General features: G+C 43.0%; 19 protein-coding genes and 1 tRNA gene. 10 read left to right on the top strand and 10 right to left on the bottom strand.

Features of this window, described 5'->3' with window-relative positions; genetic code table 11:
- Positions 1-36: 36 nt before the first annotated feature.
- The 3 genes from dnaK to METHO_RS04540 all read right to left on the bottom strand — a co-directional run bounded on the left by dnaK (position 37) and on the right by METHO_RS04540 (position 3,089).
- Complete coding sequence (gene dnaK / locus METHO_RS04550) at positions 37-1,890, bottom strand: molecular chaperone DnaK (RefSeq protein ID WP_015324351.1); 1,854 nt, start codon at positions 1,888-1,890, stop codon at positions 37-39.
- A 91-nt stretch (positions 1,891-1,981) separates the two neighbouring features.
- On the bottom strand, positions 1,982-2,566 hold the full coding sequence (gene grpE, locus METHO_RS04545; protein ID WP_015324350.1) for a nucleotide exchange factor GrpE: 585 nt from the start codon (positions 2,564-2,566) through the stop codon (positions 1,982-1,984).
- 112 nt (positions 2,567-2,678) lie between these two features.
- The gene (locus METHO_RS04540) at positions 2,679-3,089 is read right to left on the bottom strand and encodes a hypothetical protein (RefSeq protein WP_015324349.1); all 411 of its coding nucleotides are present in this window, start codon (positions 3,087-3,089) and stop codon (positions 2,679-2,681) included.
- 111 nt (positions 3,090-3,200) lie between these two features.
- Here METHO_RS04540 and METHO_RS04535 point away from each other — a divergent pair, with 111 nt between their 5' ends.
- The 6 genes from METHO_RS04535 (at position 3,201) to METHO_RS04510 (ending at position 6,393) form a co-directional block, all read left to right on the top strand.
- Complete coding sequence (locus METHO_RS04535; RefSeq protein ID WP_015324348.1) at positions 3,201-4,118, top strand: ATP-grasp domain-containing protein; 918 nt, start codon at positions 3,201-3,203, stop codon at positions 4,116-4,118.
- Positions 4,115-5,095, top strand: a complete 981-nt coding sequence (locus METHO_RS04530; RefSeq protein ID WP_015324347.1) for a hydantoinase/oxoprolinase family protein — start codon at positions 4,115-4,117, stop codon at positions 5,093-5,095. Before METHO_RS04535 ends, METHO_RS04530 begins: the two co-directional genes overlap by 4 nt.
- Before the next feature lie 9 nt (positions 5,096-5,104).
- The gene (locus METHO_RS04525; protein WP_015324346.1) at positions 5,105-5,758 is read left to right on the top strand and encodes an amino acid kinase family protein; all 654 of its coding nucleotides are present in this window, start codon (positions 5,105-5,107) and stop codon (positions 5,756-5,758) included.
- 84 nt (positions 5,759-5,842) lie between these two features.
- Positions 5,843-6,010, top strand: a complete 168-nt coding sequence (locus METHO_RS04520; protein WP_015324345.1) for an HVO_2753 family zinc finger protein — start codon at positions 5,843-5,845, stop codon at positions 6,008-6,010.
- Between the two features lie 9 nt (positions 6,011-6,019).
- Positions 6,020-6,289: an elongation factor 1-beta gene (locus tag METHO_RS04515; protein ID WP_015324344.1), complete on the top strand. Its 270-nt coding sequence runs from the start codon at positions 6,020-6,022 to the stop codon at positions 6,287-6,289.
- 32 nt (positions 6,290-6,321) lie between these two features.
- Positions 6,322-6,393 (top strand) — tRNA-Ala (locus tag METHO_RS04510).
- 164 nt (positions 6,394-6,557) lie between these two features.
- On the opposite strand, the gene METHO_RS04505 is transcribed toward METHO_RS04510, so the two are convergent.
- Positions 6,558-6,827, bottom strand: a complete 270-nt coding sequence (locus tag METHO_RS04505) for a hypothetical protein (RefSeq protein WP_015324343.1) — start codon at positions 6,825-6,827, stop codon at positions 6,558-6,560.
- A 314-nt stretch (positions 6,828-7,141) separates the two neighbouring features.
- Between METHO_RS04505 and METHO_RS04500 the strand changes: the two genes are divergently transcribed.
- Positions 7,142-7,756, top strand: coding sequence for a Maf family nucleotide pyrophosphatase (locus METHO_RS04500; protein ID WP_015324342.1), 615 nt, complete (start codon positions 7,142-7,144; stop codon positions 7,754-7,756).
- Between the two features lie 24 nt (positions 7,757-7,780).
- The gene (locus tag METHO_RS04495) at positions 7,781-7,990 is read left to right on the top strand and encodes a hypothetical protein (RefSeq protein WP_015324341.1); all 210 of its coding nucleotides are present in this window, start codon (positions 7,781-7,783) and stop codon (positions 7,988-7,990) included.
- Between the two features lie 14 nt (positions 7,991-8,004).
- Here METHO_RS04495 and METHO_RS04490 read toward each other — a convergent pair whose 3' ends face one another.
- The 3 genes from METHO_RS04490 to METHO_RS04480 are packed head-to-tail and all read right to left on the bottom strand — an operon-like array spanning position 8,005 to position 9,645.
- The gene (locus tag METHO_RS04490) at positions 8,005-8,424 is read right to left on the bottom strand and encodes a DUF2111 domain-containing protein (protein WP_015324340.1); all 420 of its coding nucleotides are present in this window, start codon (positions 8,422-8,424) and stop codon (positions 8,005-8,007) included.
- A 34-nt stretch (positions 8,425-8,458) separates the two neighbouring features.
- Positions 8,459-9,373, bottom strand: a complete 915-nt coding sequence (trxB, locus tag METHO_RS04485; protein WP_015324339.1) for a thioredoxin-disulfide reductase — start codon at positions 9,371-9,373, stop codon at positions 8,459-8,461.
- A 20-nt stretch (positions 9,374-9,393) separates the two neighbouring features.
- On the bottom strand, positions 9,394-9,645 hold the full coding sequence (locus tag METHO_RS04480) for a glutaredoxin family protein (RefSeq protein WP_015324338.1): 252 nt from the start codon (positions 9,643-9,645) through the stop codon (positions 9,394-9,396).
- A 150-nt stretch (positions 9,646-9,795) separates the two neighbouring features.
- Here METHO_RS04480 and METHO_RS04475 point away from each other — a divergent pair, with 150 nt between their 5' ends.
- Positions 9,796-10,491, top strand: a complete 696-nt coding sequence (locus METHO_RS04475) for an AIM24 family protein (protein WP_015324337.1) — start codon at positions 9,796-9,798, stop codon at positions 10,489-10,491.
- Between the two features lie 2 nt (positions 10,492-10,493).
- Here the strand turns inward: METHO_RS04475 and METHO_RS04470 are convergent, their stop codons facing one another.
- Genes METHO_RS04470 through METHO_RS04460 form a run of 3 tightly spaced genes read right to left on the bottom strand, consistent with a single transcriptional unit; the run spans position 10,494 to position 13,133 of the window.
- Complete coding sequence (locus METHO_RS04470; RefSeq protein WP_015324336.1) at positions 10,494-11,207, bottom strand: UPF0280 family protein; 714 nt, start codon at positions 11,205-11,207, stop codon at positions 10,494-10,496.
- A gap of 35 nt (positions 11,208-11,242) precedes the next feature.
- Positions 11,243-11,629: a 4Fe-4S binding protein gene (locus METHO_RS04465; protein ID WP_015324335.1), complete on the bottom strand. Its 387-nt coding sequence runs from the start codon at positions 11,627-11,629 to the stop codon at positions 11,243-11,245.
- Position 11,630: 1 nt separating this feature from the next.
- A complete protein-coding gene (locus METHO_RS04460; protein ID WP_015324334.1) occupies positions 11,631-13,133 on the bottom strand; it encodes a homocysteine biosynthesis protein in 1,503 nt (500 codons plus the stop codon).
- Positions 13,134-13,508: 375 nt separating this feature from the next.
- Here METHO_RS04460 and METHO_RS04455 point away from each other — a divergent pair, with 375 nt between their 5' ends.
- Positions 13,509-13,928 carry an adenylyltransferase/cytidyltransferase family protein gene (locus METHO_RS04455; RefSeq protein WP_015324333.1) on the top strand — a complete coding sequence of 140 codons (420 nt, stop codon included), beginning with the start codon at positions 13,509-13,511 and terminating at the stop codon, positions 13,926-13,928.
- Position 13,929: the final 1 nt, after the last annotated feature.

The raw sequence follows: 13,929 nt of genomic DNA, 5'->3' as shown, positions 1-13,929 counted from the left end.
TCAAAAAATCGAACATACCAATGTTTCTGAAACAGTTCAATTCTTGCCGTCATCAACTATTTCGTAGTCTGCATCTTCCACTTCATCGCCGGAATCCGACTTTGGAGCTGCACCTTCAGAAGCCCCGGCCCCGGAAGCAGCTTCTTGCTGTGCTTTTTGATACATAGCAGCTGATATATCATAGATAGCAGTTTGAAGAGCTTCTGTCTTGGACTTGATATCTTCAACATCATCTTTCTGAAGAGCGTCCTTAAGTTCGGAGATGGCACTTTCCACTTTTGACCTCTGATCTGCAGTCACAGAATCCCCTGCTTCCTTGAGGGTCTTCTCGGCTGCGTTCACCAGGGATTCTCCAGTGTTCTTTACCTCTATCTGCTCCTTACGCTTACGATCCTCCTCAGCATGAAGTTCCGCATCCTTTACCATCTTGTTGATCTCTTCATCAGACAGGCCGCCTGGCTTCTGGATAGATATGGACTGTTCCTTGCCCGTACCCAGGTCCTTTGCCTTGACATGAAGTATACCATTTGCATCTATGTCAAAGGTAACTTCTACCTGGGGAATCCCTCTTGGAGCTGGCGGGATACCATCCAGGATGAATCGTCCCAGGGTCTTATTCGCAGAAGCTATACCTCTCTCACCCTGCAGCACATGGATCTCCACGGATGGCTGACTGTCAGCAGCTGTAGAGAATATTTGGCTTTTTCTCACAGGTATGGTCGTGTTACGCTCTATGAGCGGAGTTGCCACGCCACCCAGGGTTTCTATACCGAGGGTAAGGGGTGTGACATCCAGCAGCAACACATCGTGCACTTCGCCTGTAAGCACACCTGCCTGCACGGCAGCACCGACTGCTACGGCTTCATCCGGGTTGATATTTTTGTACGGGTCTTTGCCGAATATCTTCTTTACAGCTTCGTACACTGCAGGCATTCTTGTAGAACCGCCTATCAGCAGCACCTTCTCGATATCCTGGGGGTTAAGCTTTGCATCTTCAAGTGCCCTTCTTACTGAAACCAGAGTCCTGTCCAGTAAGTCGGCAGTCATCTTTTCGAACTGAGCCCTTGTGATATCTATATCAATGTGCTTTGGCTGCCCGTTGGCATCTGCCGTGATGAAAGGAAGGTTGACGTTGGTGGAAGGTATACCAGAAAGCTCGATTTTTGCTTTCTCTGCAGCATCCCTCAGACGCTGCAATGCTGCTCTGTCCTTGGAGAGATCAATACCCTCATTTTTATTGAATTGTTCAACAAAATAATCTACTATCCTCTGGTCAAAGTCATCTCCACCAAGTTGAGTATCCCCGCTTGTGGAAAGAACTTCGAACACACCTTCTCCCAGCTCCAGGATAGATACATCAAAGGTACCTCCCCCCAGATCATATACAAGGATCTTGTGTTCTCCTTCTGTCTTGTCCAGACCATATGCAAGTGATGCTGCAGTAGGTTCATTGATGATCCTCATCACTTCCAGACCTGCAATGGCACCCGCGTCTTTGGTGGCCTGCCTCTGAGCGTCATTGAAGTAAGCAGGAACTGTAATGACAGCCTGTGTGATGGTCTCTCCCAGATACGCCTCAGCGTCTTCCTTCATTTTACGCAGGATCATGGCAGATATTTCCTGCGGGGTATAGTCCTTCCCGTTGAGGGCTACCTTATATCCGGCCTCTCCCATGTGTCTTTTAATGGAATACACAGTATTATCTGCGTTTGTAATCATCTGCCTCTTGGCAACCTGCCCCACAAGTTTCTCCCCTTTCTTGGAAAAACCTACTACAGAAGGTGTTGTCCTCCCTCCTTCTGCATTCGGGATGACAGTTGGCTCTCCACCTTCGATTACAGCCATACAGGAATTTGTAGTTCCAAGGTCAATACCCAATATCTTTGCCATATTATTACCTCTCAAATCTTTATAAGATCATTCTGTTATAACTAAATATTTGTGACTTTGTGCGTACGGTCGTCGCGCAATACGATGCGCCTTACTTGCAATCCTTATCTTCCAGCGACAGTTCGGGAAGCTTTGACACAGTCACAGCAGCGGGCCTCAGCACTCTGGAATGAAGATAATATCCAGGTCTGTATACTTCTACAATGGTATTTTCTTCATGATCAGGATGCTCTATATGCATCATGGCCTCATGTTCATGGGGATTGAATTCCGTACCCACACATTCCATCTTTTGAAGACCTTCTTTCTCCAGGATGGAAACGAACTGCTTGAAGACCATTTCCACACCTTTCACTACGGAGCTAACATCATCTGTGTTCTTTGCAGATTCCAGGGCACGTTCAAAGTTATCATAAACTTCAACAAGTTCAAGAAGAAGCTCCTCTGAAGCAAATTTACGGAACTCTTCTTTTTCTCGTGCTGTGCGTTTCCTGAAGTTATCGAACTCTGCGGTCAGACGTAAGAGCCTGTCCTTTATCTGTGCTACCTCTTCGTCTCTCATACGCAGCTGATCCTCCAAAGATGGCGCGTCATTCGTAACTGACACATCATCCTTCACATCATTATCACTGGTTTTGGGTTTCATTTCTTCGGTGTTTCCCAATCCTTCGTCCATCTTTACATTCCTCTTTTAGTGTACGGTTGTGTGTCTACAATGCTTATGATTGTTTGATATTCTATAAATACTTTTTGGCAGGTGTACATCTCCAAAAAGAAGAATACAGGATTTAGAGATATTGCCCGCTTATCTTATACTTCACGGCTTTTATTATCAGCATGCTTGAGATCATGCAAATGGCGAGAGCCGATACCATTCTTTCCCATCCTATTCCCTGTATGCCTCCCTGGGCAGCGAAGGATATGCCTGTGAAAAAAGCGATTATAGCAAATGTTACAGCAAATCCTGCTATGCCCCCGCCCATAAGTGAGCCTACGTGATCAGCACCTCTATTCTCAAAAAATACAGATGATGCAATGAATATGACAGCAAAGATCAAAAGTATCACAGCAAAAGGAAGAGGTGTAGACTTTGTACTGAGCATTGTCATAATACCCATTGCAACACCTATCATGAACAGTGCCATGGAAGTGGATATTGCTATGGCCTGTGCAAACGGATTTTCAGATAATATTCCCATATTCATCCCTTGGATAGCCAAGATGTGAATGATAGTATTTATTGATTATCGAATAATTACACCAATTTCTTACTCGCTAGTAATATATCTAATAAAACGATTGGACCTTTCATGAAGATACTACTTGCAGAATATGCAATGGGTACAGGCATGGGTGGTACTTTTTTCCTTGAAGGCAGGTCTATGCTTAAAACCCTTGTCAGCAGTTTCGCAAGGCTGGGTCATGAAGTTACATATTTGACCTCAGGTCCTCTATTACCTAGGGGAAATGCCATCGTTTCAACTGAAGACAATTTCAGAATGATCATAGAAGCTGAAGCAAAAAAAAGTGATGCCGGACTTGTGATAGGGCCTGATGAGATCCTGGCGGAGCTTACTGATCTCATAGAGATGAACACGCTTAACCTGGGTTCCACACCTGAAGCAATTGCTTTATGTGCAGATAAAGTAAAATGCACTGAAGCGCTGCTCAGGCACAATATAGCTGCTCCTCGCATCCTTGAAAATGGATCTGAAGCGAAATGTGTGGTAAAACCCAGATTCGGATGCGCCTCTGAAGCAACATATCTCACTCAAGATGCCGAGGTGCCTGCTGGGTCCATTGCAACTGAGTTCATAAACGGGGAACATCTAAGTGTGAGTCTTATAGCAGGAGAAAAAACATTACCACTTTGTGCTAACAAACAACTTATTGAATTCATGGATGTTAATGATCCTTCTGGGCTCCATATTGAATACAAAGGTAATACAGTTTGTTTTTCACCTCCTTACAAAGAGGAGCTCTTCAAAGCAGCCGTGGAAGCTTCTAAGGTATTAGGGTGCAGAGGTTATACAGGTGTGGACATAGTGTATGATGGAACACCATATGTGGTAGATGTGAACCCCAGGCCAACCACATCGGTTTATGGGATATGCAAGGTAATGGATGTAGAGATCGCTGACCTGCTGCTTAAGAACAGGCTAGGAGAATTACCTGATTTTGTATACATGGCTGCAGAATACTCCTTTACAAAGGAGGATTTCAAATGAAATGCCTTGGAATAGACATAGGGGGGGCAAATACAAAAATAGCTACTTCTGATGGCACTACAGTAGAAATACACTATCTGCCACTGTGGAAAGATACTACCCTTCCACAAACACTTCAAGATATAGCTAAAAGGATTAAACCCGATATCCTCGGAGTGGTCATAACTGGCGAACTTGCCGATTGCTTTGAAGACAAGGTGCATGGACTTAAATTTATCATGCGGGCTACAGAAGATGCATTTGGGTGCGAGGTGTCTTACATAGATACCAATGGCGATATTTTTAAACAGGGTGATGATCTGCGTAACCTTGCTGCAGCAAACTGGGCAGCTTCTTCAAGACTGATCGGCGAGGAGATAGGGGATTGCATCTTCGTGGATGTTGGAAGTACTACAAGCGATATAATCCCTATAATCAGTTCAAAACATGTGGCATCAAAAACCGATTTTAAGAGATTGCTTGCAAGTGAACTGGTGTATATGGGTACATTGCGTACCAATGTTGCTACTCTGGTAGACAAAGTTGAACTGGAACAGGGTATATGCAGAGTTTCCTCTGAACTCTTCGCTACAACAGGTGATGTTTATCTGCTGCTTGGAGATATCATTCCGGAAGCATATACCTGTACGACTGCAGATGGGGCGGGAAAAAGCAGGCTTGAAACCATGAGAAGACTTGCAAGGCTTGTATGTGCGGACCTGGAAGAGATATCAGAGAATGAAATAATACAAATTGCACGTCAGGTAAAGGAAAAGCAGATAAAACTGCTTGCTGAGGCGATATCTACTGTATCCAAGGAACATGATATATGCAGAGTAGTTGCTGCAGGCGTTGGGGAATTCATGATAATCGAAGCTGCGGAAAGACTTGGAATGGAGTGCATTTCCGTGGCTGAGAAATGGGAAAAAGAGATATCTGACGTATTTCCTGCCTATGCTGCAGCCAGGATGATGGAAAGAATTACAGATCTACGATAACAAAAAAACATGACTGCAAATGTTAAAGATTGTACTGTCATTAAAGTCGGGGGGAGTCTCATAGAAACTGCTCCCGAACTTCTGTTCTGTTTGCAGGAGCATATAACGCATATGAACTCACCTGTGCCCACTTTACTGATAGTTCCCGGAGGTGGTGTTTTTGCAGACAACATCAGAGATATCCATGAGAATAAATGCATTAGTGATGATGCAGCTCACTGGATGGCTATTCTGGGAATGGAGCAGTATGCATATTACCTGTCTGATAAAAGCGGCATAGCAATGACAGACGATCTGGATGAGCTGGTTGCTGGAATTTCTGTTCTGAAGCCTTACAGACTGCTGTTGAACAGAGATCCTTTGCCTCACTCATGGGATGTGACCTCTGATTGCATTGCTGCATGGGTGGCATCAATACTGAATGCCAGGATGATCAAAGTTACTGATGTTGACGGAGTACGTATCAACGGGGAGACAGTACCAGTGGTGCATGCTGTAAAACTTACGGAAATGAGAGAAAGCTGCGTGGACAGGATGCTGCCGGAATTACTTATGCAGGAGGGTAGAGATTGCGTGGTAGTCAACGGCAAGTATCCTGAAAGAGTGCTTGCCGCTCTTGAGGAGAAAGCTGTAATAGGTACTCTTATCAAGGGGAATATTTAAATTGTATACTGATTATGTACACAAATCATCTTATGCTGATGAAATTAGTGAATTATCTCTTATAAATACTGAAGGAGAAATCGAATGGTAAACAAGGTCATAAACTGTACTTCATGTGGAGTTAACTTAGAGGAACGTGGTTTTGCCCGCTTCCCATGTCCCGTATGCGGTGCAGAGATAGGAAGATGTGTGAGCTGCAGACAGCAGAGCAATCCCTACACCTGCCAAAAATGCGGTTTTGTAGGTCCATGAGGTGTGAAAATGGGTGATGTAGCAGCAACTATTAAGATAATGCCGGAAAGTGTGGAAACTGATCTTGAAGATCTCAAGATCAAACTTGAAGCGGTGATACCTGAAGGAGCAACGTTCTTCGGTTCAAAGATCGAACCGGTTGCTTTTGGCCTTAAAGCACTTATCATGGTCATAATGGTAGGTGACCTCGAGGGCGGCACAGAGCAGGTAGAAGCTGCTTTTGCTGGTGTCCCCGGTGTTGAGAGCGTACAGGTCACAGAAGTGGGCAGACCACTCTAAGACCTCTCTTTTTTCAGTATTTTCTTTTTTTCGGGCTCGTAGATCAGGGGAAGATCGTTACGTTCGCAACGTAAAGGCCGCGGGTTCGAATCCCGCCGAGTCCATTAAAAAGGTTATATAGTTTAAAAGTATTTTTTAAAAACTGGAGTCACTTATTTCGTAAAAAAACAGGATACCGAACACTTGGTACCGAAGTATCCGGTCTGCACGTATTCATACCTTGCAATTTCCTCTGAAATGCAAATTACCCCACGAATTTAAGTGTCTTTTAAGCTTTTTTGACGGACTCTATTAATTCTATATCAGCTTTTGCTGTAAGGCTATGTTTTTGCAGCCATTCAAAAGCATCCTCAGGAGTTATCTCTCTTAAATCAAGACCACTGGCATCCTTACTGTATATAATATATTCTCCGGTTTTGGTCCTACACAGTGTTTCTTCAGAATATCTGGTGTCTGATATTTCTATCCCATTGTCCCAACTTGCTATTGGTACTAATTTCTTTGTGTTGTATAACTTTCCATTGATCAATTTCTTCATGATACTCTTCCTCCTCATTCACATGTATTAATAATCATTCATATGGTCAATATCCACAAAAGTACTTTTCATAATTTTAAATTATCACACAGACATACGGGATTATAGATAATTTCCCGGTTGCTTAACTTATAGTAATATTGCACAATACCATATGAATTCGCAGTATGGTATACAAGCGATTAGAATATGATCTAATGTACATGGCTATTACAGCCGTTTAATATCATCGGACTATATTTAAGGTTTCTATACTCATCCACCCTGCATCTTACCACTATGGATTTAAATTATCACTGTAACTTCTTACCATCATGAGAGCTATTTTCCTTGCTTCCGCCTCCTCCAGGAGGAAAGAGTTGCTCAGGCAACTGATAGGAAACAATTTTAAAGTTGTTTCAAGCAATTATCATGAAAGAACTCAACCTGATATGAAGCCGTTTGACTTTATCATCCACAACTCCATCGAGAAAGCAAAAGATTCCGCCTCTATGATCAGTTCAGGAATAGTCATTGCGGCGGATACGGTGGTAACTTGTGATGAAAGGATACTTGGAAAACCTCATACGGGGGATAAAGCCAGGGAAATGTTAAGGCAGATCAGCGGAAAAAAGGTGCGTGTCATCACAGGCGTAACTGTAATGGATCTGGATGCACAAAGACGCACGAGCTTTTGGGAAAAGACAGATGTGGTTATCAAACAGCTGTCAAATGCTGAAATTGAAGCTTATGTGAAGACTGCAGAACCACTTGACAAAGCAGGTGCTTTTGCCATACAGGGAAAAGGAGCTATAATTGTAGAAAAAATAGATGGTGACTACTCTAATGTGGTGGGATTGCCTCTGTTCAAACTTAATAAAGTGCTCTTTGATTTTGGTATCGATGTGTTGCAGATGACTGATGATATTGCTGGAACAGAAAACTTATAATGGATAAGTCTTTGTCAAAAGCATATGGAAAAAACTAACGAAACACTTTTCACCTCTCAGTTCATTGCTGTCCTGATAACCGGATTTGCCATATGCGCTTTTCTCTTCTATGAGATGATGAAGTTTGCAGATGAGGGCAGTCTGGTACTTGTCATACTCACTTCCATGTCGATATCAATAGTAGCCATAATTATTTTGAAGTTTGTCAAGCATCAGCAGATAAAAAGGATATAATCTAGCTGTAGAGATCACTGCAGCTTCTTTTTCGATTCCTCTACCTCATCAACGATACCAGGATATTCCCTGAACATGGATAATATGTCAAGGGCTGCAACCAGATCGACCACACCTACAGCCCCTATAACACTCCCCTCCAGAGTACGTATAGGTGCCACTACTACTGCTTTTCCTTTATAAGCTCCTTCTGCAGGTACCATGCGAATTATTTTGTTGACCCTAATAACTTCTTCCAGTACAGGCCCTGTATAATTCCGATCCACCACTTCTCCTCTTTCCATGCGGATGCCATAATTATTGAGGCTTCTAATGGTGACAGGTATGCCAAGCAAAGCATGTATGGCCTCTGCTATGGGTTCCAGATCCTCAGCAGTTGAATCTTCGCATACCTTAAGACAGGATGTACCATCCGCATTAGTTTTGCAGTTCATCTTAATTCTCCTTACTTTATTTAATTTGTAAAATTCATTGTTCAAGCTCAAGATTCATAATGTATTCATGTGCAGACACCGCAGCTACTGCACCATCTGCAACTGCCGTGACTACCTGCCAGATAGTTGTATCCCTGCAGTCTCCCGCTGCATAGATGCCTTGTACGGAAGTCTCCAGTTTTTCATTTGTCAATATGAAACCTGAACTATTCTTTTTTACATCTATGAACTCTGTGTTGGGAAGAATTCCGATATATACAAAAACACCTTCTACTGGTAATGTATTCATTTCTCCTGTCTTAAGGTTCCGTAGAATTATGTTCTCAACACCGGTCTTTCCCTGTATCTCTTCAGGAACATTATCCCAGATGATCTCAATGTTAGGCTTTTTGGATACTCTTTCCTGCAGTATCATGGAAGCTCGCAGTTTGTCCCTTCTATGTACAATATATACTTTTTTTACTATATTGGAAAGGATAAGTGCGTCTGTAAGTGCAGATTCTCCACCCCCGATCACCATCACTGTTTTCCCTTTGTAGAAAGGTGCATCACACGTAGCACAATATGATACACCCTTGCCCATAAACTCCTTCTCTCCCGGGATTCCCAGTTTCTTTGGATTGGCACCGGTGGCAATGACTAAGGCTTTTGATACAAGGTTCCCAGTATCTGTCATCACTACCTTCCTACCATCCTCAGATATGATCGAAGATACCTCGGCAGACTCGATCTTCACTCCTACGGTCTGGGCATGCTCTTTGAACCGCTGCATGAGCTCAGGACCCGAGATAGCTGTAAAACCAGTATAATTCTCTATTAGGTCCGTTGCTGCTATCTGCCCGGGCAGCACATCCTTCTCAAGTACTATAGTGTTCAGGCCATATCTTACTGCATATATACCCGCGGTAAGTCCTGCAGGCCCTCCGCCTATTATGATCAGGTCATACATGTTAATAACCGGATTTTCAATTAAATTGGTTTTTCCAGAGTCTTGCTTGCCTTGTCTTTATCAGGCACTCCCACAAATACGATCTCATCGTCGATTATGGTAGTGGGCACAGAAACTATAGAAAACTTCTCTATAAGTTTTTCACCTTCGGGAGAATCATAATCGACCTCAGCATATTCAAAATTGAATTTTTCCTTAAGCTCTCTCCAGAGTTTTTTTGCCGTCGGACAAAAATGACACCATTGGGCAGTAACCAGTGTGACTTTTACCATTATTTACCACTCCATTTTATTATATCATAATCTATTATCTTAGCTCTATATGAAATTAGTGTTTGTTATATGTCAATACATGTACTTACCATAACATATTAATAATAGGATATAAATATAATTATCAAAAATTAATCTACGGTGTAATATATGGGACGTTATTCAATAAAACAATTTGTCGAGAATACAGGACAAAAAGACCTCGGACAAGGTAATTTCGAGCTGGAGCGCGACCGCCTGCTTGAAGTGAATCTCGATGGCAGAGTGTGGATCAAGAAAGGCACCATGGTTGCATACAACGGAGATATCAGATTCACAAGGGAAGGCGTTCTTGAACATGGTCTTGGAAAACTTGTAAAGAAAGCTGTTACAGGGGAGGGACTAAGCCTTACTAAAGCTGAAGGGAAAGGCAAGCTATACCTGGCAGAGATGGGCAAAAAAGTCACCATACTTGAACTGGACGGGCAATCCATTTATGTTAATGGTAACGACTTGCTTGCTTTTGAGGAAACCGTTAAGTGGGACATCAAAATGATGAAAAGGATCGCCGGTTTCATGTCAGGTGGCCTTTTCAATGTACTACTTGAAGGTAAAGGTATGGTTGCCATCACTACACATTACGATCCACTTACACTGCAGGTTACAAAAGACAGACCTGTATTCACAGATCCTAACGCTACTGTTGCATGGTCAGGTAATCTGCAACCCGATCTGCGCACAGACATATCCCTGAAGACATTGGTTGGCAGGTCAAGCGGAGAAAGCTTGCAGATGGCCTTTACAGGCGAAGGTTTTGTAGTGATACAACCTTATGAGGAAGTCTACTTAGCCACTGTCCAGACGTGAGATCAACCTTTAGTGATACAGTCGTAGTCAATATGGGCTTCGACCATTTCCGGGATGGCACCCCACATCCCTATATATTCTCCCTGTATCACTACTGCTCCTTTTATACCAGTAACATGTTTCACAGCGTCAAAGGCCTTTTCAACCGCCTCTTTGCCTACTTGTGTTGCATTCCCAAGTGCTGTGGCTGCAGCATCGGCCAGTGAGACATCATCGGAAAAAATTATAGCAGCATCGGCCATCCCAAAACTAATGGATGGACCTACAGTGCCTGAAGACGTACAGATCCCTGTTATATTGTCATGGACAGGCATCTGAAAGGCCAGGTCCTTTACTGGAGAGGTACCTGCATAGACGCCTATAGTTACAGGCCTGTCGTTGATCAGTGCGATGTCTCCCCCATTATCAACAATTGCAAAAGTAGCTCCTGCAGCTACCATAGATTCCACTGCCATTGCTGCAATAGTACCTGCAACAGCACTCATGGGGCCGATACCCATGGAATTACCCGCAAGGATCATTCTTTTCACCACTTCCGGTACATTTTCCACAGTAGCATAGGGCTCAAGAGTTGACCTGAAAAATGGGTCAAGGGCAATGAATCTCTCCAGAACCGCACGATTGTGGTGTATCGATTCTTTTGCCCTTTTGATATGGGACTCCCGGTCTGTCACAATGGTAACAATTGTCTCCTTAAGCTGAAAATGTTCTTTCATTAACTTTCCTTTCTGACAATCACTTTCAATTATCTTTAGACATCCAGGGAAAGTGCATCATGCGGACACATTTCTATGCATGTTCCACACTGGATACATTTTGTGGTGTCCACTGCCAGGTTCCATTCCTTATCCATTGAGAATACCTTTGTGGGGCATACTGAAACACAGGCACCGCACTCTACACACTCGTCCTCGTCCCAGTTAATGGGGGTGTCAAGCTTACGCACTTCCGCTCCTCTGGAAACCAGGGCCTGCTTGATCATCTTGTATTCGGTATCCTTTATGTCGGCAACTATCTCGCCTGCCGTTGAATCAAAATGCGCCTGTGCAATGTTAAGAGGAATGCCTGTTTCCAGTATAGCCTCTGCCAAGATCGGTCTAGTGACAATGTCCTGGTTTATGATGATCCTTATCTTCATTTCAGTCCCTCCTGGCAAAAAGCATACTTATATCATCGCTTGTAATGATGCCTATGACACGATTTTGTTCATCCACGACAGGCATTGCTGATACTTTATGTTGCTCAAGCCTCCTGGCTGCAATGGTCACCTGCTCGCTATCCATAGCAGTTATTACTTTCCGGGTCATGATATTCTCCACAAGGTCAAATGTGTTCTGTGCGACAGCTTTTGAAATATCCCATGCAGTGACTATACCTACCAGATTATTGTTTTCAGTAACTACAGGCAAATGATTAAAAGAAACATCCATGATTTTTTTGGCCGCTTCATATACACTGGCATTCTTATGGATGGTCGTCACATTCCTGGCCATGATCTCTTTTACCATGGGTGTCCCTCTTGTCTGCTTCATTGGCCTGGATACAGAATCTGATGGCAAGTTCTCTGATGCCTGTGAAAGGAAGAATTCTCCATGGGATATCCAGTCTTTCAAAATATATGCTATCTGCCTGGAGCGCTTGAAACTTGAGAGTGAAGAAGTTGCAACTTCACGTCCTTTGATATCAATGGAGCCGGACCTGAGCTCTTCATATGTTACCTGCCTTACCACGGGCCTGTCACGACTGGGTATACCATAATCCATCACGTTGGTAATAATGTCAGCATCAGATACTGCAGTGGACAGTGCAACTTTTTCGTCAAGCACAGGTATTGGGATCCCCATTCCGACATACAGGGACACACCATATCCTGTGAAACTGGAAGCCCGTATGAACTCTGGGTCCATTTCTTTCAGGTCACCTTGGACCATAAGCGTGCCAAACCCGCTCTTTGAGGAATGTTGAGTACCCTGTCCTATTATGTACCCCTCTGCTCCTCCAAGGAAAATACGAGTGCCTGTTCCAATGGTTCTGTATTCAGGGTCATTGCAGAGAGGTGATAATACACCTGCGCCTGAATATGTCACATTCCCAAAATTAGGCATCAATGACCCCATATAAGTGTATAGTTTCTGAGAAGTGCTGTTCGTAGCTGCATTATATTTTTGATATGCATTGCGGGGATTGATCATTATTGCCTGGTTCAGGTCATTGATGTCAAGGGTTGTATCGAGGATCTTCCTGGGATAACAATCGGTTCCCGCAGAGATAGCATGTACATCGATGGTATTGCCTCTTATGAGATCTTCTATCACATGCGCTCCACCATATTCCATTCCAAGTGTATCTGATACCTGTGTGGCTCCTATATATGCATCCACTGCAGCTATTCCTGTGTATGCTTCCACATCATTTAGCCACACTTTCTGCATCTTGATCGGAGGTTCTGAATGACCTAAGTTAAGAAACACACCTGAGGAACACATGGCACCAAAAGTGCCTGTTGTTACCACATCTACTTCCTTTGCAGCTCCTTGTGCGCCAAGCTCTGCAACTATCCCAACCATTTCTTCAGCAGTAACTACATTGACGCTTCCATCTTTGATCCTGCCATTGATCTCACTGATAGATTTTTTTACCATGCTACCTACCTTTGCAATTCGGACATAATTAGTTAGAACAACTATATATTACATGCGGTAATTTATAACAAGAGAGATTATGTATTAATAAACATTAATTTGCCGTGCATATCAAGCTCATTTGTTGATCGCTACATCATTATATTTCCGGTATTAGGCTCAGAGGGTCCATCTTTTGCTTCTTGCTATCTTTGACAGTTAGAACAAAGGTTAATGCTTTTACCCACTCTCGCTTCTTAAGTTTTCTACTTGTGTGTAATATTTCAGAGTCGTTCTGAAACCTTATATAAAAATATATCTGAAAAGCATTTTCATGGCTGCATAAGATTATTAAAGGTAGTATGCGTCTACCTCATACTATTCCAGGTGATATGATTGATAAGGGTCTTAGCAACCGGGACGTTTGATCTGTTGCATCCAGGGCATCTGACATACCTGAAAGAATGCAAGGCATTAGGGGATGAGTTATATGTCATTGTTGCAAGGGATTCCATGATCAGGCATAAACCCAAACCAGTGATACCTGAAGATCAGAGATTAGAGATGATCAATGCTCTCAAGATGGTAGATAAAGCAATACTTGGAAGCGATGAAGATATTTTTTTACCTCTTATAGAAATAAAACCAGATGTTATCGCTTTAGGGTATGATCAGCACTTCAATGAAAAAGAGCTTAAGTGCGAACTGCAAAAAAGAGGATCTTGCGCTACTGTTGTAAGAATAGGAAAATCAGAACAGTGTGCCCTGTGTAGCAGTGCAAAGATCGTTAAAAAAATAATAGAAAGATGCAGCTGAG

This window comes from Methanomethylovorans hollandica DSM 15978 (assembly GCF_000328665.1).
Classification (GTDB): Archaea; Halobacteriota; Methanosarcinia; order Methanosarcinales; family Methanosarcinaceae; genus Methanomethylovorans; species Methanomethylovorans hollandica.
Note: the sequence above shows the minus strand (reverse complement) of the source record. Positions and strands in the feature narration are given on the sequence as shown.